22 protein-coding genes, 1 tRNA gene and 1 rRNA gene are annotated in these 25,191 nt (G+C 34.1%); 22 read left to right on the forward strand and 2 right to left on the reverse strand.

Annotation, left to right across the window (positions count from 1 at the left end):
• The first annotated feature begins 13 nt into the window (after window positions 1-13).
• The 11 genes from yhbY (at window position 14) to WMO19_RS03215 (ending at window position 8,760) form a co-directional block, all read left to right on the forward strand.
• The gene (yhbY, locus tag WMO19_RS03165; protein ID WP_019125822.1) at window positions 14-304 is read left to right on the forward strand and encodes a ribosome assembly RNA-binding protein YhbY; all 291 of its coding nucleotides are present in this window, start codon (window positions 14-16) and stop codon (window positions 302-304) included.
• Window positions 301-903 carry a nicotinate-nucleotide adenylyltransferase gene (gene nadD / locus WMO19_RS03170; RefSeq protein ID WP_349170172.1) on the forward strand — a complete coding sequence of 201 codons (603 nt, stop codon included), beginning with the start codon at window positions 301-303 and terminating at the stop codon, window positions 901-903. The genes yhbY and nadD overlap by 4 nt, the downstream gene beginning before the upstream one ends.
• The gene (yqeK, locus tag WMO19_RS03175) at window positions 900-1,472 is read left to right on the forward strand and encodes a bis(5'-nucleosyl)-tetraphosphatase (symmetrical) YqeK (RefSeq protein WP_349170173.1); all 573 of its coding nucleotides are present in this window, start codon (window positions 900-902) and stop codon (window positions 1,470-1,472) included. Before nadD ends, yqeK begins: the two co-directional genes overlap by 4 nt.
• Entirely contained in the window at window positions 1,469-2,347 is an 879-nt protein-coding gene (locus WMO19_RS03180; RefSeq protein ID WP_349170174.1) for an LCP family protein, read from the forward strand. Before yqeK ends, WMO19_RS03180 begins: the two co-directional genes overlap by 4 nt.
• An 8-nt stretch (window positions 2,348-2,355) precedes the next feature.
• Complete coding sequence (gene rsfS / locus WMO19_RS03185; RefSeq protein WP_297392958.1) at window positions 2,356-2,715, forward strand: ribosome silencing factor; 360 nt, start codon at window positions 2,356-2,358, stop codon at window positions 2,713-2,715.
• Window positions 2,716-2,717: 2 nt separating this feature from the next.
• Window positions 2,718-3,095 (forward strand): RidA family protein, encoded by a 378-nt coding sequence (locus tag WMO19_RS03190; protein WP_019125817.1) that lies wholly within the window; start codon window positions 2,718-2,720, stop codon window positions 3,093-3,095.
• Window positions 3,096-3,151: 56 nt separating this feature from the next.
• Entirely contained in the window at window positions 3,152-3,442 is a 291-nt protein-coding gene (locus WMO19_RS03195) for a rhodanese-like domain-containing protein (protein ID WP_349170175.1), read from the forward strand.
• A 145-nt stretch (window positions 3,443-3,587) separates the two neighbouring features.
• On the forward strand, window positions 3,588-5,234 hold the full coding sequence (locus tag WMO19_RS03200; RefSeq protein ID WP_349170176.1) for a DEAD/DEAH box helicase: 1,647 nt from the start codon (window positions 3,588-3,590) through the stop codon (window positions 5,232-5,234).
• Between the two features lie 106 nt (window positions 5,235-5,340).
• Window positions 5,341-7,998 (forward strand): DNA polymerase I, encoded by a 2,658-nt coding sequence (gene polA, locus WMO19_RS03205; RefSeq protein ID WP_349170177.1) that lies wholly within the window; start codon window positions 5,341-5,343, stop codon window positions 7,996-7,998.
• Window positions 7,985-8,575 (forward strand): dephospho-CoA kinase, encoded by a 591-nt coding sequence (gene coaE, locus WMO19_RS03210; RefSeq protein WP_349170178.1) that lies wholly within the window; start codon window positions 7,985-7,987, stop codon window positions 8,573-8,575. Before polA ends, coaE begins: the two co-directional genes overlap by 14 nt.
• Window positions 8,576-8,684: 109 nt before the next feature.
• A tRNA-Trp gene (locus WMO19_RS03215) sits at window positions 8,685-8,760 on the forward strand.
• A 101-nt stretch (window positions 8,761-8,861) separates the two neighbouring features.
• Here WMO19_RS03215 and WMO19_RS03220 read toward each other — a convergent pair.
• Complete coding sequence (locus WMO19_RS03220; RefSeq protein WP_349170179.1) at window positions 8,862-9,575, reverse strand: stalk domain-containing protein; 714 nt, start codon at window positions 9,573-9,575, stop codon at window positions 8,862-8,864.
• A 49-nt stretch (window positions 9,576-9,624) separates the two neighbouring features.
• Complete coding sequence (locus WMO19_RS03225) at window positions 9,625-10,356, reverse strand: hypothetical protein (RefSeq protein WP_349170180.1); 732 nt, start codon at window positions 10,354-10,356, stop codon at window positions 9,625-9,627.
• A 207-nt stretch (window positions 10,357-10,563) separates the two neighbouring features.
• Here WMO19_RS03225 and pheS point away from each other — a divergent pair, with 207 nt between their 5' ends.
• The 11 genes from pheS to WMO19_RS03280 all read left to right on the forward strand — a co-directional run.
• A complete protein-coding gene (gene pheS, locus WMO19_RS03230) occupies window positions 10,564-11,586 on the forward strand; it encodes a phenylalanine--tRNA ligase subunit alpha (RefSeq protein ID WP_019125808.1) in 1,023 nt (340 codons plus the stop codon).
• A 10-nt stretch (window positions 11,587-11,596) separates the two neighbouring features.
• Window positions 11,597-13,972 (forward strand): phenylalanine--tRNA ligase subunit beta, encoded by a 2,376-nt coding sequence (gene pheT, locus WMO19_RS03235; RefSeq protein ID WP_349170181.1) that lies wholly within the window; start codon window positions 11,597-11,599, stop codon window positions 13,970-13,972.
• A gap of 10 nt (window positions 13,973-13,982) precedes the next feature.
• Window positions 13,983-14,534 (forward strand): cell division protein ZapA, encoded by a 552-nt coding sequence (zapA, locus tag WMO19_RS03240; protein WP_316719237.1) that lies wholly within the window; start codon window positions 13,983-13,985, stop codon window positions 14,532-14,534.
• Window positions 14,521-16,866 (forward strand): U32 family peptidase, encoded by a 2,346-nt coding sequence (locus WMO19_RS03245; RefSeq protein WP_349170182.1) that lies wholly within the window; start codon window positions 14,521-14,523, stop codon window positions 16,864-16,866. The genes zapA and WMO19_RS03245 overlap by 14 nt, the downstream gene beginning before the upstream one ends.
• Entirely contained in the window at window positions 16,859-19,231 is a 2,373-nt protein-coding gene (locus WMO19_RS03250; RefSeq protein ID WP_349170183.1) for an endonuclease MutS2, read from the forward strand. The genes WMO19_RS03245 and WMO19_RS03250 overlap by 8 nt, the downstream gene beginning before the upstream one ends.
• 9 nt (window positions 19,232-19,240) lie before the next feature.
• A complete protein-coding gene (gene argS / locus WMO19_RS03255; RefSeq protein WP_349170184.1) occupies window positions 19,241-20,950 on the forward strand; it encodes an arginine--tRNA ligase in 1,710 nt (569 codons plus the stop codon).
• Between the two features lie 175 nt (window positions 20,951-21,125).
• The gene (locus WMO19_RS03260) at window positions 21,126-21,728 is read left to right on the forward strand and encodes a hypothetical protein (protein ID WP_349170185.1); all 603 of its coding nucleotides are present in this window, start codon (window positions 21,126-21,128) and stop codon (window positions 21,726-21,728) included.
• Window positions 21,729-21,903: 175 nt separating this feature from the next.
• Window positions 21,904-22,737: an exodeoxyribonuclease III gene (locus tag WMO19_RS03265; protein ID WP_349170186.1), complete on the forward strand. Its 834-nt coding sequence runs from the start codon at window positions 21,904-21,906 to the stop codon at window positions 22,735-22,737.
• 1 nt (window position 22,738) lies between these two features.
• On the forward strand, window positions 22,739-23,461 hold the full coding sequence (gene pgeF / locus WMO19_RS03270) for a peptidoglycan editing factor PgeF (RefSeq protein WP_349170187.1): 723 nt from the start codon (window positions 22,739-22,741) through the stop codon (window positions 23,459-23,461).
• Between the two features lie 73 nt (window positions 23,462-23,534).
• Window positions 23,535-24,641, forward strand: a complete 1,107-nt coding sequence (locus WMO19_RS03275) for a tetratricopeptide repeat protein (RefSeq protein WP_349170188.1) — start codon at window positions 23,535-23,537, stop codon at window positions 24,639-24,641.
• Between the two features lie 283 nt (window positions 24,642-24,924).
• Window positions 24,925-25,191, forward strand: a 16S ribosomal RNA gene (locus WMO19_RS03280); the annotation flags it as partial.

Below are 25,191 nucleotides of genomic sequence, written 5' to 3' on the forward strand. Positions count from 1 at the left end.
GATAGGAGAAAGAATGTTAAGAGGAAAAGAAAGATCATATTTAAAGAGTCTTGCTCACAATATGGATCCACTTATCCAACTGGGAAAAGATGGCATCAATGAAGGCTTTTTAAATCAAATAGATAAACTTTTAGAGGATCATGAACTTGTAAAGATAAAAGTTTTGCAAAATGCACCAGTAGAAGTTGATGAAATTGTTGACGAAATATTAGAAAAAACTGGGGCAGAATTTGTGCAAAAAATTGGCAAGAAACTTACAATTTATAGAGAATCTAAGGAAAACAAAAAGATAGAATTGCCATGAAAAAATATGGAATTTTTGGAGGAACTTTTAACCCCATTCACTACGGTCATCTCATGATTTGTGAATATTTAAAGGAAGAGCTTGGTCTCGACAAAATTATTTTTATACCAACGGGCAATCCTCCTCACAAGGACCTTGATGTTTCGGCAGAGGACAGGTATGACATGGTAAGGCTCGCCATAGAGTCCAATCCAAATTTTGAAATCTCTGACATTGAAACTAAGAGGGTAAAATTATCCTACACTGTTGATACAGTAAGAGAACTAAAAAAAATTTATAAAGAAGAAAAATTATTTTTCTTAATAGGTCTTGACACACTTTTTCAACTTAAGACTTGGAAAAAAATAGAAGAGCTTTCAAAGGAAATAGAATTTGTTGTGGCACTGAGACCAAAATATATAGACATCGAAGAGATAAATAGAGAATTAAAATTTTTGCGAGAAAATTATGGGACTAGTGTGGAAATTATTCACACACCCCTCTACGAAATTTCTTCAACTGAACTTAGAGATAGAATTAGAGATAAAAAATCTGTTAGATATTTAATTCCTGAAGAAGTTGTGAATTATATTAAGGAAAGCGGGTTTTATAAAAAATGACCTATGATTTAAAAAAGTATGAGAATGAAATTCGCGAGAGAATTGGCGAAAAGAGATTTCTTCACACAATAAGGGTAAAGGACACAGCCATAAAACTTGCAAAGATTCACGATGTAGATGTGGAAAAGGCAGAAGTTGCTGGCTTCTTACACGATTGTGCAAAAATAAGAGATAAGAAAGATTTAATTAAAAAAGCCAAGGAGAATAATCTCCTCCTAACTAAGGAGATGATGAAAGCTCCTCAAATCATTCACTCTTATCTTGGCGCCATATTTGCAAGGGAATTTTATGACATTGATGATGAGGACATTTTAAATGCCATTACTTATCACACAACTGGCAGAGCCAATATGTCTGATCTTGAAAAAATAATTTTCTTGGCAGATTATATTGAGCCCTTGAGAAATTTTGACGGCGTAGAAAGGGCAAGGGAACTTGCCAATAAAGACTTAGACGCTGCCATGTATTTCGCACTAAATAACACCCTAAAATTTTTAGTTGAGCGGGACTCCTACATTGTTCCGGCCACAGTTTTAGCTAGAAATTTTTATAAGGAGATGGACACTTGAAAACTTTTTTTAAAGCTTTTATAACGACAATAATAATCGTACTGGTCTTGGCACTAGCAGGCGTGGCAGGATACTTTTATTTCCTAGGAAATGAAGACGACGGCAAGCTTGACCAAGATGGAGAAAATCTTCAATTTTTAATGCTTGGAGTTGACTCTCTCGACTCAAAAAAAGCAGATAATGCCAGGTCAGATACAATTATGGTAGTAAATGTAGATGGCAAAAGCAAAAAGGTAAATATAATTTCAATCCCAAGGGACACTTACACAAAGATTAAGGGTTACAAAAAGACAAAAATCAACCACTCCTTTAAGTATGGAGGAAGTGAGCTAACCCTTGACACTGTAAATAACCTTCTTGGCACAGATATAAAATATTATGTCACAGTGGACTACAGATTTGTAGAAGATGTAGTAGATAAAATTGGCGGAGTCACAGTTGATGTGCCCATGGACATGAAGTATGAAGACCCAACAGCAGATCCACCTCTGACAATTGATATAAAAGAAGGTACACAAACCTTAAATGGCTACGATGCCATTGGATTTTTAAGATTTAGAAAGGGTTACAAGGACGCAGACCTTGGCAGAGTAAAGGCACAGCAACAATTTATGGCGTCACTTTTATCTAAGATGAAGGAGCCAAAAACTTTATTAAAGGCACCCTTCCTCATAGGCTCTTATGTAAACTACTCTGAAAATAATATTCCAGTAAAAAAACTTATTAAGGTGGCAGCCAATATGCGCAGCATAGGCACAGAGGATATAACAACAAATACACTTCCAGGCAGCCCAAAATATATAGGTGGAATTTCTTATTTCATTCCAGACGAGAAAAAAATAAATGTAATGCTTTTAGAATATAATTTTAAATAGGAGGCAAAATGACAGTAGAAGAAAAATTAGATATTATTTTAAAATCTTGTGAATCAAAAAAAGGAATCGATACAAAAGTTTTGGACATAGGGGGAATGACTTCTATAGCAGATTATTTTGTAATCGTAAGTGGAAACTCCTCAGCACAAGTAGATGCCCTTGCTAGGGAAATTGACGAAAAACTTTCAGAACAAGGCGAAGAGCCTATGAACACTGAAGGCAAAAATTCAAGTAGATGGATAATTTTAGATTTTGGTGATATAATAGTACATGTATTCCACAAGGATGAGAGAGAGTATTATAATCTCGAAAGATTGTGGGAAGATAGCGACAATAAAAACCATGATCATGAAAATGAGGAGGAATAATAATGGTTAAAACACTACACACTGACAAAGCACCTGCAGCAGTAGGTCCTTATTCACAAGCAACAGAAGTTAACGGATTTATTTTCACATCAGGACAAATTCCACTAGTACCTGAAACTGGAGAACTTGTATCTGACGACATCAAAAAGGCAACTGCAAGAAGTCTTGACAACATCAAGGCAATCTTAGAAGAAGCAGGATCAAGCTTGGACAAGGTTCTTAAAGTAAATATTTTCTTAGACGATGTAAATGATTTTGCAGCAGTAAATGAAGTTTATGCAGAATATTTTACAGAACACAAACCAGCAAGATCATGTGTTGAAGTAGCTAACCTTCCAAAGAAAGCTTTAATTGAAATCGAAGCAATAGCAGTAAAATAATTATTTCAATAATAGACCCTTCGGGGTCTTTTTTTATAAAAGACAAGTGGTGAAAAATGAAAGAGATAAATGTAAATGATATTGATAAGACTAGTGATGCCTTTATCATAGATGTGCGTGAAGATGAAGAAGTATTTGAGACAGGAACAATAAAGGGAGCAGTTCACCTTCCCATGATGACAGTGCCAAATAACTTAAACAAGATTCCAAAAGACAGAGAAATTTATATTCTCTGCAGAAGTGGAAGAAGATCCTATGAAGTGGCATCTTACCTAAGTGAACTGGGCTACAATGCCATAAACCTTAAGGGTGGAATTATAAAGTATAAGGGAAAGCTTGTTAAATAATTTTTTGCAATTAAAAGATTTGTTAAATATTTTTTCGATAAGGAAGTTTTTTTGCAGCTTATGTGTTATAATGCCTAAGGAAAGAACTTGAGACCGAGGGAAATCTCGGTCTATTTTTTTGTTCAAAATAGATTAGGAGAATATATTGAGATTTAACGAATTAAATTTATCTAGGGAAGTTTTGCAGGCGATCGAAGAAATGGGTTTTGTAAGTCCATCAGAAGTACAGGAGGGCACTATTCCTGAAATTTTAGATGGTCACGACCTTCTTGCGCAAGCTCAAACGGGTACAGGCAAGACTGCTTCCTTTGGCATACCAATGATTGAAAAAATCCAGGACAATAATTATGAAACTTTGCAGGGAATCGTCTTGGTCCCAACAAGAGAACTTGCAAGACAGGTGTCAGAAGAACTTAAAAAACTTTCTAAACATAAAACTTTTATAAGGGTCCTTGCCATTTATGGTGGAGCAGACATGGGCAAGCAACTTAGAGAACTAAAGAGGGGCGCAAGTATTGTAGTCGGCACTCCAGGAAGAATCATGGATCACATGAAGAGGAAGACTATTGATTTATCCAGTTTAAAATTTTTGGTCCTTGATGAGGCAGACGAGATGTTTGAAATGGGCTTTAGGGATGATATGAAGACTATAATCGAAAAGACAAATGATGACAGACAAACTTTGTTTTTCTCTGCAACTTTTGACAATGAGATACAGGAATTTTCAAAACTTTATCAAAACAATCCAAAGAAAGTTATCATCGAAAAGAAGGAGCTCACTGCAGAAAAAATTAAGCAATACTATTTGGAATTAAATAGGAATATGAAGACTGAAATTTTAAACAGGCTCATCTTAATTCACAAGCCAAAGAAGTCTATTATTTTCTGCAACACTAAGAGAATGGTGGAAAATTTGGAAGAGGAAATTGCACAAAAGGGCTACAAGGTGGACTCCCTTCACGGCGATATGCGTCAGTCTTCTAGGGACAATGTCATGAAAAAGTTTAGGAAGGGAACAATTGATGTTTTAATTGCAACTGATGTTGCTGCTCGCGGTCTTGATGTTTCTGACATAGACATTGTTTTTAACTACGACCTGCCACAGCAAGCTGAGTATTATGTCCACAGAATTGGTCGTACGGCAAGAGCTGGCAAAAAGGGTCTGTCTTTTACTTTTGTGACTAGCAGGGATTATCCAAAGTTTAGAGAAATCGAAAAGTATGCAAATATAAAGATGGAAAGAATAGATTTGCCAACTAAAGGGGACCTTGAAAGAGAAAGTATGGAAAATTTACTTGACAGGGTCAGCAAAAATATTTTAAAGGCAGAAGACAATGTCCGATACAGCGAAGTTTTAAATAAACTTTTGGCTCAGGGACACAGTTTATACGACATAAGCGTTTCACTTTTAAAGATGGTAAATGAGTCTTCAAAAAACAGAAAAATTACTGAGCTTGATAAGGTTGACTTTGGCAAAAAATTTGAAATGAATAGATCTAATAGGGCTGACAAGTCTAATAGAAAGACCAAGACGACTAAAGAAATGAAAAAGATCAAGGGACCAAAAATTTTCATCAACAAGGGCAAAAGAGATGGACTTGACTCCCGCGAAATTATAAGACTTCTTGAGAAGCACACAAATGTATCTCCAGGTGAAATTGGCAGGATCAATATTATGCCAAACTTCACTTTTGTGGAAATTCCAAAAAATATGATTAAAGATGCCATAAAAGACCTTGACGGCAAAAAAATTAAGGGCAAGACTCTTAAAGCAGAATATTCTGAAAAATAAAATTTAAAATTTATAAATCCCCAAAATGAATTTAATTTCACTTGGGGATTTTTATTTGCAAATTTTTTCTTTTAAACTCTGTTATAATGTAGTAAGGAGGTTTTTTATGGATAATAAATTTTTAATTATAGATGGAAGTTCACTTTTTTTCAGATCCTTTTACGCTCTTCCTCTTTTAAAAACTAAGAGGGGTCTTTACACTAATGCGATTTACGGCTTTGTCATGATGGTGGAAAATGCCATAGAGAAGATAAATCCTACTCATGTGGCAGTTTGTTTTGACATGAAGGGCAAAACTTTTAGGTCTGACATTTATAAGGACTACAAGGGCACTAGGCAAAAGACTCCAAATGAACTTGAACAACAATGGCCTCTTGTCCGAGACATTTTAAACTTGATGAATATAAAAATTTTGGAATCACCAGTTTATGAAGCAGACGACATCGCAGGCACTCTTTCAAAGCTTGCCAGTCAAGAAAATTTTGAAACTTATCTTTTAACTGGCGACAAGGATTATTTCCAACTTGTAAATGACAAGACAAGGGTCCTCTTAACTCGCAAGGGCATAACTGAAATGGACATAATAACAGTTGATAGTCTAAAGGAAAAATACGGTCTTGAGCCTCATGAATTTATTGATTTAAAGGCACTTATGGGGGACCAATCTGATAATATTCCAGGAATTTATGGCATTGGAGAAAAAACTGGTCTCAAATTAATTAAAGAGTTTAAAAACATTGAAAATCTTTACGAAAATATTGAAAATGTGACAGCAAAAAAGCTTAAGGAAAAATTAATTGAGGGCAAAATGTCTGCCTTTATGAGCAAAAAATTGGGGACAATTGTAAGAGATGTGCCAATTGAAGAGTCTTTAGATGACTTCAAAAAAGTGGACTACGATTATGAAAATCTTTCAAAGATGTACCGTGACTTTGAGTTTAATTCCATGCTTGCAAGACTTCCAGAGGAGTATAGGAAAGAAGAAGTGGAGGAAATTTCCGAAGATAATTTTAAATTTAAGGAAATAAAAAACCTAGATGACTTTATAGAAAAAGCGATAGATGAAAAGTCTTTTACCTTTAAATTTATTTCTGATGGCAAAATTTATGAAGATGTGGAACCTATTTATCTGGCCCTAAAAATTAAGGATGAGCTTGTGAATTTCATTTCGTGGGAAAAAATTGATTTCAAAAAGTTAAAGGAAGTCATGGAAGATGAAGGCATAGAAAAACTTGGCTACGACATGAAAGAAGATATAATCATCTTAATGGATCTTGGCATGGACATAAAAAATTACTCCCACGATGTGGTTATTGCAGAATATATTTTAAATTCCACAAAAAGCGACTACGACATAAATAAAATTTCTATGGACTATTTTAAAAATGGCTACATGGACCAGGAAGACCTCTTGGGCAAGGGGGCAAAGAAAAAGACTTATGCAGACTTAGATAAGGATGACCTATTTAAATATTTTGCCTTTATGTTAAATACAATTTATAAATTGGAAGGTCTTCAAAGAGAAAAAATTGAAGAAGAGGAGATGACTTCTCTCTACAAAGACATGGAGCTGCCTCTAGTTGAAGTCCTTGCCTCCATGGAATATGTGGGCATCAACACTGACGAGGCTGTCCTTGATGAAATTGACGAGAAAATTACTTTAAAGCTAAAGGATTTGGAAGAAGAAATTTATAGGGAAGCTGAGGAAGAATTTAACATCAATTCGCCAAAGCAGTTGGGCGTGATTTTATTTGAGAAGATGGACTTTCCAGTGATTAAAAAGACAAAGACGGGCTACTCAACTTCTGCCGATGTTCTAGAAAAACTTCGCGGCAAGGGCGAAATCATTGACAATATTTTAGACTACAGAAAATTTTCTAAATTAAAATCAACTTACATTGACGGACTAAAGGCTGTTATAAATAAAAAGACCAACCGCATTCACTCAAGATTTATGCAAACAGTGACTGCAACGGGAAGAATTTCATCAACTGAGCCAAACCTTCAAAACATTCCAATAAAAACTGAAGAGGGAAGGTTAATTAGAAAGGCCTTTTTGGCGTCAGAAAATTCAGTTTTAGTGGACGCCGACTATTCACAAATTGAACTTAGGGTCTTAGCGGCACTTTCAAAGGACCAAGAAATGCTTGATGCCTTCAAACATGGCTTGGACATTCACAGAAAAACTGCATCAGAAGTTTTCCATGTGGACTATGACGATGTAAATGCCCTTCAAAGGTCTGAGGCAAAGGCTGTAAACTTTGGAATAGTCTACGGAATTTCTGACTATGGACTTTCACAAAACCTAAATATACCGAGAAAGGCTGCCAAGGAATACATCGACAACTATTTGGGACACTTTGTTGGAATAAAAAATTATATGTCTGAGGAAATTGAAGAAGGCAAAAAGAAGGGTTATGTTGAGACAATTTTTAAAAGGAGAAGGTACATTCCTGAACTTAGTGCAAAGAATTTTAACATAAGAAGTTTTGGCGAGAGAATTGCTCTTAACACACCAATCCAAGGTTCTGCAGCGGACATTATAAAAATCGCAATGGTAAAAGTTTATAATGAACTTAAAAAGAGAAATTTAAAGTCTAAACTAATAATTCAAATTCATGATGAACTTGTAGTTGACGCTGCAGAAGATGAAGTTGAAGAAGTTAAAAAAATTATGAAGGACTTAATGGAAAATTCTGTTGACTTAAATGTAAAACTTTCTGTTGACATGAACACTGGGGAAAATCTCTATGAATCAAAATAAAATTATTGGACTTACTGGCTCTATTGCAACGGGAAAATCTCAGGTATCAAAGTATTTAAAGGGCAAGGGTATAAAGGTAGTTGACGCAGATTTAATTGCAAGAGAAGTGGCAAATTATAAATCTGTAAAAAACAAAATCAAAAAAGTCTTTGGCGATGACCTTTATATCAATGACAAGCTGGACAGAAAAAAGCTGGCTGAAATAATTTTTGCAAATAAAATCCATCGTCAAAAACTAAATGGCATAATGCATCCAGAAATTTACAAAGAGATAAATAAAAAGACTAGGGGCAAGGAAGACCTCGTCTTTGTGGATATACCCCTTCTCTTTGAAAATGAAGATATAAATAAGAAGTATGGACTTGACTTTGACGAAATTTGGCTTGTCTATGTGGACAGGGAAACACAGATAAGAAGGCTCATGGATAGAGACGGCATTTCAAGAGAATATGCAGAGAAAAAAATAAATTCGCAAATTTCTGTTGAAGAGAAGAGAAAAAAGGCAGATGTCATAATTGACAACTCAGGTACTTTAGAAGAAACTTTCGCCCAAGTAGAAGAAAATTTAAAAAAATAAAAGAGATGTGTTGGAAATTTTCCAGCACATTTTTTTGCAAGGAAAAATTTACAAAATATAAAAAAAACTTTACAATTCCTAATTTCTTTGTTAAGATATAACTTGTCCTAGGGGTATAGTTCAGTTGGTAGAACATTGGTCTCCAAAACCAAGTGTCGTGGGTTCGAGTCCTGCTACCCCTGCCAATTACTGATTGCATTTGCAGTCAGTTTTTTTATGCCCATTAAAAAACCTTGACTACTTATTACAGCAATCAAGGATTTTTTTGAATCTAAAATATTAAATTTTAATTTTTTGCTCTTCTGTAGCCAGCAGCTTGTGCTTCTTGCTCTGTATCAAAGAAAACTACATTTTTTTGAGATACTTTGTTGTAATCTCTGCCTCCAGGAACGTGATAAATTTTGCTTTTTCTGTTGCCTTTTATTTTGCCTTGGCTTGTATCTGGTGTGTAATTTTGGTAATTATTAGTTCCCTTTGGGTTTGCAACAAGGGTGTTTGTGGTATTAACTTCCTTAACTTCTTTTACTTCGGCTTGCTTATCTGTAGAAAGTGGTGCAGGTGCTTGCTGAGCTTCGTAACCACTTCCAATGGCAACAGTTCTAGCTACATTGTCCCAATTAACTTCTTGATTAAAGGCTTCTGCAATAACTCTAATAGGAACAAAAGTACGATCATTTATAATTTTTGGTGCAACATCTAGGTCTTGTTTGATTTCATCTTTTGTATAAAAATTTTGACCAATTACAAATATAAAAGGATCATCACCTTGTGAAACTGTAATTTGCTTTAAGTCCTTATCCCAATCAACTTCAAGACCTAAGTTCTCAGATATAACTCTAATGGGAACTAAAGTCCTTCCATTTTCAATTACCGGCGCAACATCGGTTGTTACATAACTGCCATTAATCCATAATTTTACTTCGCTATTTGCAAATAAATTAAAGGGAATAAATGCAAACAACAAAAGTGCGACTAAGAATAATTTCTTTGTTTTTTTCATATTATCTTCCTCCTTATTAATATTAAATCTAAAATTTTAGAAAATATGACTATTTTAAACTAGATGTGTGAACCCTTATACAATAAATATTTATTGCTAAAAAAATAATACTTATCGTGCTAAAAGAAGGGCTGTTTATTATTTGTGAAAGCAGGATTAAAAATAATGACAAGGGTAGATTCACAAACTTAAAAATCTTTAAAGGTCTTTTTGACTTTCCTTCAGGCAAATTATTTGTCACTTCATAGTAAGATTTATAGGGGTATAAATTTTTTTTATTTATTTTTTTATAAAGTCTGTAGCAATTTTTTTGATTTTTTTCAGTTAAATTTCCATAGAAAAATAAATTGCCATCTAAATCATAGATATAAATAACTTTATTATCTATTTCGATATGAGAAATTTTATCGAGAGATATTTTATAGCCATTATAAAATTCATCAGACATTTTCATAATGGAATCCTTATATAATTTTAAGTATTCTTTTTTCTCGTTAGTTACAAGCTCCTTCCAATTTAATCCATAATCATTTTCATCTGAATTATTTTTTTCATAATTTTTATGACTGCTTTTCTTAGGCAAATAAATTAAGTCTTTAAGTCCAAAGGTAGTCTTGTGATAAATTTTATTATAAATTGATTTTTTTGGATTTCTTATAAAGCCCATGCCTCTTTTGCCGTAAAATGGATTTACTGATCTCTTAATTGCTCTCTTATATTGTGAAGTTGTTCTTGCTTTAAAAGATTTTTTAATGCTTGGTTTTCTCATGCCAACTTTCATAACAAACTCCCTTGGCTTTCATTTATTACTATAACTTATACTTAAATTATAAAACAAATCCTATTTAATTCAATAAAGCTTTACTGAACTTTTTTGAAATTTTAATTTTTCAACTCTACATATTGATAGAATGGGAATTTCTATTGAATTTATTTAAAAAAATTTTATAACTATGATATAATTATATATTATGAATTGGAGGTCAACATGAAAGAAAAATTACTTGGAATCAAAGATGAATCCATGAAACTTTTAAATGAAGTTAATACAATTAAAGAAATAGATGAACTTAAGGTTAAATACTTAGGCAAAAAGGGCGAACTTACTCAAATCCTAAAGGGTATGAAGGATCTTTCTAATGAGGAAAGACCTGTTATGGGAGCTCTTGCCAACGAAGTGCGTGAAGCTATTGAAAAGTCAATTGAGGAAAAGAAAAATGAAATCAATGACAAAATTTTGGAAGAAAAACTTCACGAGGAAAGAATTGATGTCACTTTAAAGACTGACGAACTTATCTTGGGACATAGACATCCTCTAAAGAAAACTCTTGAGGATCTTGAAGATTTATTTACACATATGGGCTTTACTGTTTACGATGGTCCAGAAATCGAAACTGTGGAAAATAACTTTGATCTTTTAAATGCTCCAAAGGACCACCCTTCAAGAGATATGTCTGATACTTTTTATTTTGACAAAAATACAATTCTTAGGTCGCAAACTTCTCCTGTTCAAATTAGGGCAATGAAGGAACATGGCGCTCCAATTCGCATGATATGTTCTGGTAGAGTTTTTAGGTCTGACGAAGTTGATGCTACTCACTCACCAATGTTCCACCAACTTGAAGGTCTTGTTGTTGATGAAAAGATTTCTGTGGCAAATTTAATTGACACTTTAAATTATTTTGTTAAGTCCTTCTTTGGCGAAGACATGAAGACTAGATTTAGACCTCACTACTTCCCATTTACTGAACCAAGTCTTGAAGTTGACACTACTTGTCCATCTTGTGGAGGCAAGGGTTGCAAGGCTTGTGCCTATACTGGATGGTCAATGGAACTTTTGGGATGTGGAATGGTTCACCCTAATGTTCTTAGAAACTGTGGCATTGACCCTGAAAAATATTCTGGCTTTGCCTTTGGTATGGGTATCGACAGAATTGCAATGGTTAGGTACAAGATCACAGATATTAGAATGATGTTTGAAAACAACAAGAAGTTCTTGGAACAATTTTAAGGAGATAGAGATGTTATTACCGATTAAATGGCTTAAAGATTATGTTGATTTCGATTTTGATGTAAAAAAACTTGCAGATGGACTTTCTAATTCTGGTTCCCATGTTGAATCTGTTATTATTCCATCAGAAGGTTTAGATAAAATTGTAGTTGGAAAAATTGAAAAAATAGATAAGCATCCCGACGCAGACAAGCTTGTTATTTGCTCTGTAAATGTGGGGGATGAAGTTTTACAAATTGTAACTGGGGCACCAAATGTTTTTGAAGGCGCCATAGTCCCTGTTGCTCTTCACGGATCTACTGTTGCTGGTGGCGTAAAGATTAAAAAGGGAAAACTTCGTGGAGTCGAGTCCAATGGAATGCTTTGTTCTCTTGAAGAACTTGGCTTTGAAAATTCAGTTATTCCTAAGGAAGCGAGAAATGGAATTTTTATCTTCCCTGAAGGGACTGAAATTGGAAAGTCTGCTTTGGAAACTCTCTTCATGGATAGCGACATTTTGGAACTTGAAATCACACCAAATAGACCAGATTGTCTTAGCATTATGGGCATGGCTGTAGAAACTGCTGCATCCTTTGATTTAAAGACTAGGCACAAGGATATTAAAATAGAAAATGAAGTAGATGATTTTTCTGATTATTTTGACGACATAGTTATCGAAACTGAAAACTGCAATAGATATTATTCAAAAATTCTTAAAAATATAAAGATTGGACCATCTCCACTTTGGCTACAAACTTATCTTATGCAAGCAGGAGTTAGACCAATTTCAAATATAGTTGATTTAACAAACTTTGTAATGCTTGAGTACGGTCAACCCCTTCATGCCTTTGATTTAGATAGTTTAACAAACAAAAAAATTGTGGTTAGAATGGCAAAAGATGGCGAAGAAACTGTAACTCTTGATGGCGAAACAAGAAAACTTACAAGTGACGATATTTTAATCACTGACGGCAGTGAAATAATAGGACTTGCAGGAATAATGGGCGGACTTGATTCTGAAATTACAGAAAAAACTGTAAATGTACTTTTAGAAGGCGCGAACTTCAACAAAGAAAACATCAGAAAGACTTCAAGAAGACTTAACCTTAGAAGTGAAGCTTCTTCAAGATTTGAAAAGGGAATCGACCCAAATCTTGCCAAGACTGCTGTTGATAGAGTTTGCCAACTTGCAGAAATGTTAGACATTGCTGAAGTTGTTGGCGGAAGTAAAGATGTGGGGGATTTTGATAAGGCTCCAAAGGAAATAAAATTAAGACTTCAAAAAGTAAATGACTTAATTGGCGTGGACTTTACAATAGATGAAGTTGCCAATATTTTAAATAGACTTGAAATTGAAACTGAAGTCAAAGGAGATTATCTTCTTGCAAAAATCCCAAGCGTGAGACTTGACCTTGGCATTGAAGAAGATTTAATAGAAGAAGTTGCAAGAATTTATGGCTACGACAATGTCACTCCTCAAAAATTAAGGGGAACATTAACTGTAGGAAGAAAGCCAAGATTTAGAAATGTTGAAGACAGAATCAAAAATCTTTTAATTGGTCTTGGTTATTCTGAATTTATGACTTACTCCTTTGTCAGCCCATCTTCTTATGAAAAAGCAAATTATAAAGAAGATGAAAAAAATATTATAAGAATTTTAAATCCACTGGGAGAAGATTATTCAATTATGAGGACAACTATTGTGCCTTCTATGATTGATGCCCTTGCCAAAAACTATGTTAGGGGCAACGAAAATGTTGGCGGATTTGAAATTGGAAATACCTTCTTCCCAACAGATGGTGAGTTACCTACCGAAAAGTTAAAACTAACAATGGGCTTTTATGATTTAGGCGATTTTTATTACTTAAAGGAATCTATTGAAAAGCTCTTGTGGTATCTTGGCATTGAAGACCTTGAAGTTAGAAGAAAGGAAGTTAGCTTCTTGCACCCAGGTAGGTCAGCTGAATTTATTTTAAAGGGCGAAAGCCTTGGCGTCTTTGGGGAAGTTCATCCAAAGGTTCTTGAAAATTATGGTTTAAAGAAAAGGGCCTATGTGGCAGAACTTGATTTTGACAAAATTGTTGAAAACACTATTGGCAATTACACTTACAAGGAACTTCCTAAGTACCCAACTATGAAGAGGGACTTTGCCTTTGTTATGGATAGGGATATTGACTCAGTTGAACTTGAAAAAATCTCTAAAAAATATGGCAAAGAACTTTTAGAATCCTTTAAGGTGTTTGATATTTACCAAGGTGAAAATATAGAAGAAGGAAAGAAATCTGTAGCCTTCTCACTTGTATTTAGAGCAGCCGACAGAACTCTAGAAGATGCTGAAGTTACAGAAATTTGTGAAAAGATAGTTGCTGAGATTGAAAGTGAAATTAAGGCTAAACTAAGATCCTAAGGAGGCTATTATGTCCGATACAAAGAGAATCGAAGTCACTATTGACGACATGAAATTTTATGTCAAGGGTAATGACAAGGAAGATTACATTAAAGAGCTTGCAGCAGATCTTGACAAGAAGATCAAGGAAACTGCAAGGAGTAATTTTAAATTGAATCAAGTGCAGACTCTTGTGCTCTGCGCCCTAAACCTTTTAGATGATTTTGAAAAGATGAAGTCTGACAGGAATGACTTGGCAAATTTAGACGATGACAAAAAAGAAATCATCGAAAAAATGGAAGAAATTAAAGATTTAAAGAAGCAACTTTCAATTTTTGAAGAAGAAAATAAAAAAGCAAATACAAATTTCAGAGAACTTCAACAGAAAACTCTTGATGTAGAGGACAGAAATAGGAAAGTAAATAGAGATCTTCTTGAAAAAAATAAAGAAATTACTGATTTAAAAGAAGAGATAAAAAAACTTGAAGGAAATATTTCCACACTAGAAGAAAAAAACAACAATGCATCGAGAAGAATAATTGATTTGACAAGAGAACTGGAAAGTCTTTATGAAGAAAAGTAAATATGAACTCCTAGCACCTGCTGGTGATATGGCTGCCCTAAGGGCTGCTGTATCGGCAGGTGCTAATGCTGTTTATTTGGGCTATGACGAATTTTCCGCCAGGGCAAAGGCAAAAAATTTTGACAAGGAAGAATTAATAGAGGCAATTAGCTACGCTCACCTAAGAGGCGTAAAAATTTATGTTACTTTTAATATTTTAATTGCTGATTTTGAAATAAAAAGAGCCATGGATAGGGTGAAGATGCTCTATGAAATTGGCGTTGACGCACTTATCTTACAAGACCTAGGCATAGCTTGGGAAATAAGAAAGAACTTCCCAGATTTTGAAGTTCATGCATCAACTCAAATGGCAGTAAATAATTTTTACGGAGCAAAATTTTTAAAGGACATGGGTTTTACAAGAGTAGTCCTTGCTCGTGAAACTCCTCTTTTTGAACTAGAAAAAATTAAAGAATTAGATATTGATGTTGAAACTTTTATTCACGGAGCCCTATGCGTTTGTTACTCTGGCGAGTGCCTCATGTCTTCTATGATTGGTGGTAAGTCTGGCAATCGTGGCGAGTGTGCCCAAGCCTGCAGAAAGTCTTATGAAATTTTAGATTTTGATGGCAATAAAATTGGCAAGAGACTTTACTATATTTCTCCCAAGGACTTAAACACCCTAAATGATGTTGCAAAAATAATAAATGCAGGTGGCTACTCCTTAAAAATTGAGGGGAGAATGAAAAACCCAGAGTATGTCTATACAGTTGTGTCTTCCTACAAAAAATCCTTGGAAGGCAAGCTAACTTTAGAGGACAAAGAAGATACAGAGCAAGTTTTTAACAGAGGCTTTACCGAGGGACTTTTTAATGGCGACTTTGGAAATGACTTCATCTCATCTTATAGACCTGACAACAGAGGTGTGGAAGTTGGAAAAGTTATAGATGCAAGAAAAAACTCTGGGAAAGTAATTTTTTATGAAGATGTATTTGAGGGCGATGGACTAGAATTTATTTCTAGCAGTGGAAGATTTGGCATGAGGTCAAATTCCTTCTATGAGGCAAATATTCCTCATGAGATAAATTTATTTAAGGCTCCAATTTTAAATTCTAAAATAAATAGAACTTTTTCTAAAAAACTTTACGAAAAAGTTGATGAAAAGATTGAAAATTATGACTACAAAAGAGATTTAGATGTAGAAGTAAAAATTAAAATTGGCGAAAGACCTTTTATTAAGGTAAAATCTGGAGACTTATCTGGGAATTTTGAACTTGATAGAGTGGTTGAAGTGGCAAAAAAATCTGGACTAGAAAAAGAAAGAGTCATTGAAAATATTTCTAAGACAGGCGACAGTATTTTCCGCGTAAAAAATATTGACCTTGACCTAGATGACAATGCCTTCCTGCCAATTTCTGCCATCAATGAACTTAGAAGAGAAGCCACAAAAATTTTGGAAAATAAAATTTTAGAGGGCTCAATAGATAGGTTTGAAATAGAAAATAAACTAGAAAATAAAAAATTTGAAAGGCAAAGTAAAGCCCATAGAAGCAAAATAAAAGTCTTTTTCAACAAATTTAAGGACTTGGAAAAATCTTCTTTAAAAGATATTGATGAGATAATAATTCGTGCCAAGGACTTAGAAAAATTTAATAAAAAATATAAAAATCGAGAAGTTTCAATTTATCTTGACAAGTTTTATTCCTACTATGAACTAGAAAATTTAAGGGAATATATTTTAAAAAATCAAAATGTCAGGGGAATTTGGGTAAATAATCTTTCGGAATATTATATTTTTAAGGATGACGATCTTGAAATAAATGGCGACATTGGTCTAAATGTCTTTAACAAAGTCACTTCAGACTTTTTATGTGACTTAGGCTTAAAGTCTATTACACTTTCACCAGAATTAAATTCTGGACAAATTCAAAAAATTATAAACAAGAATGATGCTGAGATAAATGTGATTTCCTACGGCAGAGTGCCAGTTATGACTATGAAGCACTGTCCCTTCTCTGTCATAAAAAATTGCAAGGACGAGAAAAACTGTCCGACTTGCAAGTATAAAAATTATCTCTTGAGAGATGAAAAAAATGTAGACTTTGAAGTCCTAAGACAAAATACTTTTACGGAGATTTTTAATTCCTATCCAATTTTACTAGATGGATATGTAAACAAACTCCTAGAAAACAAGGTGAACCTTCTTATCTTGGCAGATGAATTTACAGATGATGTTGTAAAATTATACAAAAATTACAAGGAAGATGACTTTAAAAAGATAAAAAAGAAATTAGAAGACAAGTACCAACAGGTGACTAAGGGACATATTAATAGGGGGATTGTCAGTGGATAATTCTTTTAAGAGAGCAGGCAAAACTTTGGAGTTTGACAAAGTTTTAGCTGAACTTAAAAACCTTGCAAGTGCAAGTATTACAAATGAATACATCGAAGGCGTGGAAATTTCCACAGACTTTTTTGAGATAAGGGAAAGGCTAAACGAAACAAACGAAGCCTTAAAATTAGTTTTGGCAAAGGGAGAGCCACAGCTTTTTGGCATAGTTGACATAAAAAGTATTATCAAGCGTGTGGAAATTGGCGGCGCTCTTACCGCCGGATCTCTTTTAAAGGTTTCTGACTTCTTAAGAGTTTCAAGGGGACTTAAAACTTATTTAAAGAGAGACTCTAACAGAGAGGAAGAAATAAAATTAAATTACATCGACAAGCTAATCGAAGATCTTTACACTGAAAAGAGCCTTGAAGATGAAATTAATTCAAAAATTATTTCTGAAGAAGAAATTGCCGACGACGCTTCTCGTGAACTTTTGAGAATAAGAAGGGGAATTGCTGCAAAAAAAGATTCCATAAAAAATAAATTAAATGGAATTTTATCTTCTCACGCAGACTTTTTGCAAGATGCCCTAGTAACTCTTCGTGATGGCAGATATGTTGTGCCCGTAAAAATCGAAAACAAGTCGAGAGTTAAGGGCTTGGTTCACGACATTTCAGGCTCTGGGCAAACGGCCTACATTGAACCAATGGCAGTTGTTGATGCCAATAACGAGCTCAAGGAACTTTATATAAAAGAAAATCTTGAAATCGAAAAAATACTTAGAGAGCTTTCAGAACTCCTTGCAGAATCGGCTGAAGATATAAAGTCAAATCAAGACAAATTAATTGAGCTGGACTTTATCTTTGCCAAGGCGAAACTTGCCATAGAATATCATGCAAATATGCCAAGGCTAAATAATGAAGGCAGGATTAATTTGATAAATGCCTACCATCCTTTCTTAGACAGAAAAATTGCAGTTCCCATTGACATAAATCTTGGAATAGATTTTACATCACTAATTATAACTGGACCAAACACTGGTGGTAAGACTGTAAGTTTAAAGACTGTTGGACTCTTGTCACTTATGACTCAATACGGTTTACTTATTCCAGCAGAAGAAACTTCAGAGATTGCAGTTTTCGAAAAAGTTTTTGCAGACATAGGCGACGAACAATCAATTGAGCAGTCCCTCTCAACTTTTTCATCTCACATGGTAAATATTGTCTATATCTTAAAAAATGTGACGAGAAATTCTCTGGTTCTCTTTGACGAACTTGGCGCAGGTACTGACCCAACAGAAGGGGCAGCATTGGCAAGGGCAATAATGGAATTTATGTTAGAGAAAAACATCAGATGTATGTCTACAACTCACTACAATCAGTTAAAGGTCTATGCCCTCACAACAGATGGCGTTGCCAATGCAAGTATGGAGTTTGATGTTGACACACTTTCTCCAACTTATAGACTTTTAATTGGCGTGCCGGGAAAATCTAACGCCTTTGAAATTTCAAGACGCTTGGGACTTCCTGATGAAATAATTGAGAAATCAAAGAAACTTTTGTCTTCTGAAAACATTGAATTTGAAGATGTCCTTAAATCCATTGACAAGGACAGGACTAAGATAAGAGAATACAAGGAAGAGCTTGAGAGAGAAAAGCTTGACTTAGAAAAGGAAAATAAGAGACTTCAAACAAAGATAAAAAATTTGGAAGACCAAAAAGAAAAGATTTTAGAAAAATCTCGTGAAGAAGCAAAAAGGCTCTTGTTAAACACAAGAGAAAATGTTGATATAATTTTATCTGAAATAAATGAAGTTAGAGACAATATAAGCTCTGAAAACTCAAAGAGAATACAAGAGGCACAGGACCTCTTGCGCCAAAGTCTAAAAAATTCCAGAAGTGATTCTGAACTTGAAATCAAAAAAGTTTCCAACCCAATTAGGGAGATAAAAGTTGGCGACAAGGTAAGAACCTCTCTTGGAAACATTGCAACAGTAGTGGAACTGCCTGATAATAAGGGCAATGTTCTAGTTCAGTCGGGCATTATGAAAATGAAGATGCCAAAGGAAAGTTTGACGAGAATTGATACTCAAGAGAACACAACAAAGCACAACACGAGAAATATTTTGAAGAACAAGGCAGCAAGCGTCAAGAGTGAAATCGACATAAGAGGCAAAAATTTTGAAGAAGCCAGAGATATTGTTGATAAATATTTAGATGATGCCTATCTTTCTGGACTAAAATCAGTTAGAATAATTCATGGAAAGGGCACAGGTGTCCTTAGACAAAAACTTAGAGAACATTTTAGAAATATAAAAATAGTAAAATCTTTTAAAGATGCAGAGTACAATGAAGGCGGCGACGGAGTAACTGTCGTAATCTTAAAGTAAGGAGTCAAGATGATAAATTTTAGAGAAGAAATAATAAAAATACTTGATGAAAAAATCGAAAGTTTAAAGGCAGAAGAAATTGACAAAATGGTAGAAGTGCCACCAAATTATGAACTTGGTGACTTTGCCTTTCCAGTTTTTAGCCTGGCAAAAATTTACAGAAAAAATCCTGCCATGATTGCAGAAGAACTTGCAGGAGAAATTAAGTCAAAATATTTTGAAAAAGTTGAAAACAAAAATGCCTACCTAAACTTTTACATCAACAAAAGTCTTTTGACAGAAGAAATTTTAAAGGAAACTGTAGACAAAAAAGAAAATTTTGGCAAGTCAGAAATAGGAAAGGGAAAGAATATTGTCCTAGATTATTCTTCTACAAATATTGCTAAGCCTTTCCACATTGGTCACATTAGGTCCACTGTTATTGGAGATTCCCTAAAAAGAATTTTTAATTTCTTGGGCTATAATACAGTGGCAGTAAACCATTTGGGAGACTACGGAACTCAATTTGGAATGTTAATCTATGCCTACAAGACATGGGGTAACAAGGAAGAAATTGAAAATGACCCAATCCCTGAACTTTTGAAACTTTATGTAAAGGTAAATGAAGTTGCAGAAGAAGATGCAGAAGTAAAAGAAGAATGTCGCTATTGGTTTAAGGAACTTGAAAATAAAAATGAAGAAGCTGTAAAAATTTGGAAGTGGTTTAGAGAGATTTCTCTAAAAGAATTTAACAGAGTTTACGACATGCTTGACATTCACTTTGATTCCTACAACGGAGAATCCTTCTACTCTGATATGTTACCTGAAGTAATAAAGGAAATTAGAGATAAAAACTTGTTGGAAGAATCAGAAGGTGCTGAAATTATAAATCTTGATAAGTATGATCTTTCACCAGCAATTGTTGTAAAATCTGATGGCACTTCAATCTATTTGACAAGAGACATAGCTGCTGCAAAATATAGGGAAGAAAATTACAATCCAGACCAAATTATTTATGTTGTTGCAACACAACAATCTCTTCACTTTAAACAACTTCGTGCAGTTTTAAAGGAAATGGGAGAAGACTTTTGGGACAAGATAAATCATGTTGCCTTTGGAATGGTTTCTCTTGAAGACGGCACACTTTCCACAAGAAGGGGTAAAGTTGTCTATCTTGAAGATGTTCTCAACAAGGCAATTGATAAGGTTCGCGACATTCTTGACGATAGAGAAAAAGAACAAGGTCAAAAAATTGAAAATAAGGAAGAACTTGCACAGGCAGTTGGCATTGGTGCCATAAAATTCCAAGAACTCTTTAACGGAAGAATCAAGGACTACACTTTTAACTGGGACAAAACTCTTTCCTTTGAAGGAGAAACTGGACCTTATGTGCAATATGTTCACGCAAGAATTTGCTCCCTACTAAATAAGGGGGACTTCGACATAAATAATGAAATTGACCCAAGCCTTCTTACAGAAGAAAGCGAAATAAATATTATAAGAAGTCTTTACAACTTCACTGATGTTGTAATTGATGCTTGTGAAAAGTGTGAGCCATACTTTATCACAAGATACACAGTTGAACTTGCAAAGAACTTTAACAAATTCTACAACCAAACACAAATTTTAGTTGATGATGAAAAATTAAAAAACACAAGACTTATGCTTTGCTACGCAGTTAAAAATGTTATAGCAAGTGGACTTGACTTACTTGGAATTAAAGCACCAGAAAAGATGTGATGATATGAACTTTTTTGAAGACTTACAATTAGTTTATAAAAAGGCAGGACAGGACACCTTTTTAAAAATAAAAAAGGCCCCACAATTTTTAATTTTTCCTTTTATATATGGAATAATTTACACTTTGGGATTTTTCCTTATTGGAAATTTCCTTGGAATGTTTCTTGGTGGTCTAATGGGATTTGTAACTCCACTTTTGACAGCCCTAATTCTTTCAAGCTACTTTTCTGTTTTAAGTGATCTTATCTACTACAACAGAATTAGTTTTAGGAATTTTTCAAAAACTTTTATGGAATACTTTGCATCAATTTATTCAGTGTTTTTTATCCTCATGATAATTTCCTTTTTGATGCCAGGTATAGGTGGAGCCATGGGTGCAACTACACTTGTGGGAGCATTAATTACAATTGCACTAAACCCAATTGCTGAATCAATTTATATAAGGGGAGAGTATTACACATCAGCTTACACTCACTCACTTGAATTTATGAAGGAAAACTTCCTACTTTGGACTATACCATTTTTGATTTATCTTGGCATACTTCACCTTCTTGGCTTTGACTTTGCCATGATGATTTCATCAAATTCAATTGTGGATATTCCACTAGGAGAAAATATAATGACGGGACTATCCTACTTGAATCCAATGGACCCTTACAATATAAAAGTTTTAATAGCCAGCATCATCACTGCTATCTATGCAATCTTTAGGGGCAATCTCTACAGGATTTTAGTTGGTTCAACTAGAAGAAAGAGAGCCTATATGGGCGAGCTTTAAAAAATACAAATTTATTGACTAAAAGACTTGACTGGTTCAGGTCTTTTTTTAATTGAAAAATTTTCCTAGCAATAAAAATAAAATAAATTTAAAATTTAATTGATAGAAATTTTTCTATTTGATAGGATTTAAGGTAAAGATATAAAAATAAATTTATAAAATATAGGAGGAAACAATGAAAATAATATCCTGGAATATAGATTCTTTAAACGCAGCCTTGACTAGCGACTCCTCTAGGGCACTTATGTCAAGAGCAGTGCTAGCTACAATAAAAAATGAAGATCCAGATATAATTGCGATCCAAGAGACAAAGCTACCTCACAATGGACCTAGCAAGAAGCACAAGGAAATCTTGGCAGAAGAATTTGGCGACTATGATTATGTTTGGGTATCATCTTGTGAACCAGCTCGCAAGGGTTACGCAGGCAACATGACTTTTTACAAGAAGGGTCTAATGCCTCTTGTGACTTTTCCAAAAATTGGGGCGCCAGACACTATGGATTTCGAGGGGAGAATAGCAACACTTGAATTTGAAGATTTTTTCTTCACTCAAGTTTATACACCTAATGCTGGCAATGAATTAAAGAGGCTTCCCTTAAGACAGATTTGGGACGAGAAGTATGCAGACTACTTGGAAGAACTTGACAAGATAAAACCTGTCGTTGCCACTGGAGATTTCAATGTTGCTCACAAGGAAATTGACCTGGCTCACCCAGAAAACAATCGCATGTCTGCAGGCTTTACTGATGAAGAGAGAGAGGGATTTACCAACTTACTAAATAGAGGTTTTATTGATAGCTTTAGACATATCAACGGAGACGTCGAAGGAGCCTACACTTGGTGGGCACAAAGAGTTAAGACATCAAAGATAAATAATTCAGGCTGGAGAATTGACTACTTTTTAGTCAGCGACAGAATAAAGGACCTAGTTAAAGATTCAAAGATGGTGGACTCTGGAGAAAGGCAAGATCACGCCCCAATTTTATTAAACATTGACTTGGAAAAATAAGATGAAATCCGAATTTTTAGAAAAGAATGGGATAATAAATCTAATAAACGGCATGGAGTACTCCCTGTCCTATGCAAAAGAGGGAGAAAAAGTTAAGGACTATGTTAAAGATATATTAAAGAGGCTTGACATAAATCCTCATGAAATTTACTCCTGCATCCAAACTCATACAGATAAAATCGCTTATTGTAATGGGGAAAATGGAGATACATTTATCTACGGCAGAAACTTTAAGGACACAGACGGACTGGTAACTGACAAGAAAAACCTAGCACTGCTCTTAAAATTTGCCGACTGCACACCAATAGTCCTCTATGATAAAAAGAGAGAAGTTCTTTCCATAATTCACTCTGGCTGGAGGGGAGCAAAAAAGAAAATTCCAGAAAAAGCCCTTGAGAAAATGGAAAAGGAATTTAAATCAGACCCAAAGGATATAATTGCCTATATTGGACCGAGTATTGATATAGAAAATTATGAAGTTGGCGAAGAAGTCTACGAGGAATTTAAGGACTTTAAAAACAGAGATAAATTTTTTATAAAAATCGGAGACTCTTGGCACCTTTCCATGGTTGAGGTAAATAAAGAGCTTTTATTAGATGGAGGAATAGAAGAAAAAAATATAGAAATATCAGAGGAGTCAACCTACAACAACTTAAAGCTTCATTCAGCAAGAAGAGAAGGCAAGACCTATGGACTAAATGCCATGCTGGTAATGATAAAGTGAAGTTGAAAGCCTATTTTTTATCTGCTAGCATTTATTGTATTGTCAAATAAGAATTAAAAAAAGAGGAAATTTAATGGAAAATCTTTTTAAAGAAGAATTAAATAAAAAATTAAAAAATATAGTTTTTATAGATTTAAAAGAAGAATATAGACTTGGCGAACTTGTACTTCCATCTGGTTTTTCACTTCCCATAAAACTAGATTATCTTATAGAAGGAATTAAGGAAAAAGAATTAGAAGAAGAGATAAATTTAGAAAAAATTGTAGAGGCAATGATCTATCTCTTGGGAATTGACTCTGACTTTAAATTAGCAGAGAAATACAGAGAAGTCCTAAAAAAATTAGAAATAGATTTAAAAAATTATGCCATGCACAAGGCATATATAAATCAAGAAGATGACCCCTTGGATTCCTATATCTTCTTAAGGGGCTATGAAGAGGAAAAGGGAAGGAATGCCGACATAATTTTTAAAGAAGCAAATATATTGGAGTCCATCTACAACAAATTAGAATTGGAAGATGACTATGAGAAGGCAGACAAATTACTAAATATTATTATAAAAAAATACAACGAGGTCTTAAATGAAGATGAAAATTACAGCCTCGCCTATTACAGACTTGCCTACATCAACTTGTCCCTACAAAAATACATCAAGGCAAACATGTACTTTGAAAAGTTCATAAACCTATCAGATAGCGAAGAATTAAAGGACGAAGTCAGAAGAGAAATGGAAACAATAAGAGACAGCGTGAACTTTGATTCAGCAAAGACCTATTTATCCTATGGAGAATATGACAAGGCTTTAAACTTATTGAGAGACATCTCAGAAAACTTTAACAAAAATGAAGAATTTTATTATGCCTTAGCCATAACCCACTATAATCTAGGAGATCTGGAAGGGGCAGAAGAATTTGCAAAAATATCAATTGAGAAAAAAGTATTAGAAGAAAATGTAAATTTACTGTCAACACTTTATGCATCTAAAAACAAATTCGAAGATGCCATAGAAACTTTAGAGATGGGATTATCTGAAATAGAAAATTCCTATCCCTTAAACTACAATTTAGGAATCCTATATTTGAACAAAAAAGACCTAGAAAAGGGAATAAAATACCTGGAAAAGGCAAATGAAATTAGTCCAAATAAAGAGCTAGAAAAATTTATAAAAAATTTAAAATAAATGTTGACAGCCTATAAAAACCATTGTATACTATACAAGTTGTCTCTTGAGACAACCTTCTTAAAAAGTCAGTAAAATAAAATAAAAAATTGTAAATTTTACTTGACAAAGAATTTTTAAGAAGTTATAATAAATAAGCTACTTAAAAAAGTAGCAATGAAACATGATAATTAAATAGTGTGAAGATAAAAAGATTCGTAATGAATCACAGATTCGTAAAAGAATCACAAAGCAAACCAGAAATTCGTTTAGTTTTGAGAAAACTAATGAGTCATACAAATTTTTAATTGAGAGTTTGATCCTGGCTCAGGACGAACGCTGGCGGCGCGCTTAACACATGCAAGTCGAGCGATGAAATTTTGACAGATCCCTTCGGGGTGAAGACAAAATGGATTAGCGGCGGACGGGTGAGTAACACGTGAGTAACCTGCCTTAGACATTGGGATAGCCTCGGGAAACCGGGATTAATACCGAATAAAATCATAGGTGCACATGCACTAATGATCAAAACTCCGGTGGTCTAAGATGGACTCGCGTCCCATTAGCTAGT

Origin of the sequence: Peptoniphilus hominis (ex Hitch et al. 2025) (assembly GCF_040096015.1) — a bacterium.
GTDB lineage: Bacteria > Bacillota > Clostridia > Tissierellales > Peptoniphilaceae > Peptoniphilus_A > Peptoniphilus_A hominis.

Excerpts from the sequence above, each read along its gene's own strand:
- yhbY (WP_019125822.1), top strand. The coding sequence starts at position 14 with ATGTTAAGAGGAAAAGAAAGATCATATTTAAAGAGTCTTGCTCACAAT.
- WMO19_RS03225 (WP_349170180.1), bottom strand. The coding sequence starts at position 10,356 with ATGAAAGTTGGCATGAGAAAACCAAGCATTAAAAAATCTTTTAAAGCA.
- WMO19_RS03245 (WP_349170182.1), top strand. The coding sequence starts at position 14,521 with ATGAAGAAAAGTAAATATGAACTCCTAGCACCTGCTGGTGATATGGCT.
- pheT (WP_349170181.1), top strand. The coding sequence starts at position 11,597 with ATGTTATTACCGATTAAATGGCTTAAAGATTATGTTGATTTCGATTTT.
- polA (WP_349170177.1), top strand. The coding sequence starts at position 5,341 with ATGGATAATAAATTTTTAATTATAGATGGAAGTTCACTTTTTTTCAGA.
- WMO19_RS03265 (WP_349170186.1), top strand. The coding sequence starts at position 21,904 with ATGAAAATAATATCCTGGAATATAGATTCTTTAAACGCAGCCTTGACT.
- pgeF (WP_349170187.1), top strand. The coding sequence starts at position 22,739 with ATGAAATCCGAATTTTTAGAAAAGAATGGGATAATAAATCTAATAAAC.
- WMO19_RS03220 (WP_349170179.1), bottom strand. The coding sequence starts at position 9,575 with ATGAAAAAAACAAAGAAATTATTCTTAGTCGCACTTTTGTTGTTTGCA.
- WMO19_RS03260 (WP_349170185.1), top strand. The coding sequence starts at position 21,126 with ATGGGATTTGTAACTCCACTTTTGACAGCCCTAATTCTTTCAAGCTAC.
- zapA (WP_316719237.1), top strand. The coding sequence starts at position 13,983 with ATGTCCGATACAAAGAGAATCGAAGTCACTATTGACGACATGAAATTT.
- WMO19_RS03190 (WP_019125817.1), top strand. The coding sequence starts at position 2,718 with ATGGTTAAAACACTACACACTGACAAAGCACCTGCAGCAGTAGGTCCT.
- nadD (WP_349170172.1), top strand. The coding sequence starts at position 301 with ATGAAAAAATATGGAATTTTTGGAGGAACTTTTAACCCCATTCACTAC.
- WMO19_RS03275 (WP_349170188.1), top strand. The coding sequence starts at position 23,535 with ATGGAAAATCTTTTTAAAGAAGAATTAAATAAAAAATTAAAAAATATA.
- WMO19_RS03195 (WP_349170175.1), top strand. The coding sequence starts at position 3,152 with ATGAAAGAGATAAATGTAAATGATATTGATAAGACTAGTGATGCCTTT.
- yqeK (WP_349170173.1), top strand. The coding sequence starts at position 900 with ATGACCTATGATTTAAAAAAGTATGAGAATGAAATTCGCGAGAGAATT.
- pheS (WP_019125808.1), top strand. The coding sequence starts at position 10,564 with ATGAAAGAAAAATTACTTGGAATCAAAGATGAATCCATGAAACTTTTA.
- rsfS (WP_297392958.1), top strand. The coding sequence starts at position 2,356 with ATGACAGTAGAAGAAAAATTAGATATTATTTTAAAATCTTGTGAATCA.
- argS (WP_349170184.1), top strand. The coding sequence starts at position 19,241 with ATGATAAATTTTAGAGAAGAAATAATAAAAATACTTGATGAAAAAATC.
- coaE (WP_349170178.1), top strand. The coding sequence starts at position 7,985 with ATGAATCAAAATAAAATTATTGGACTTACTGGCTCTATTGCAACGGGA.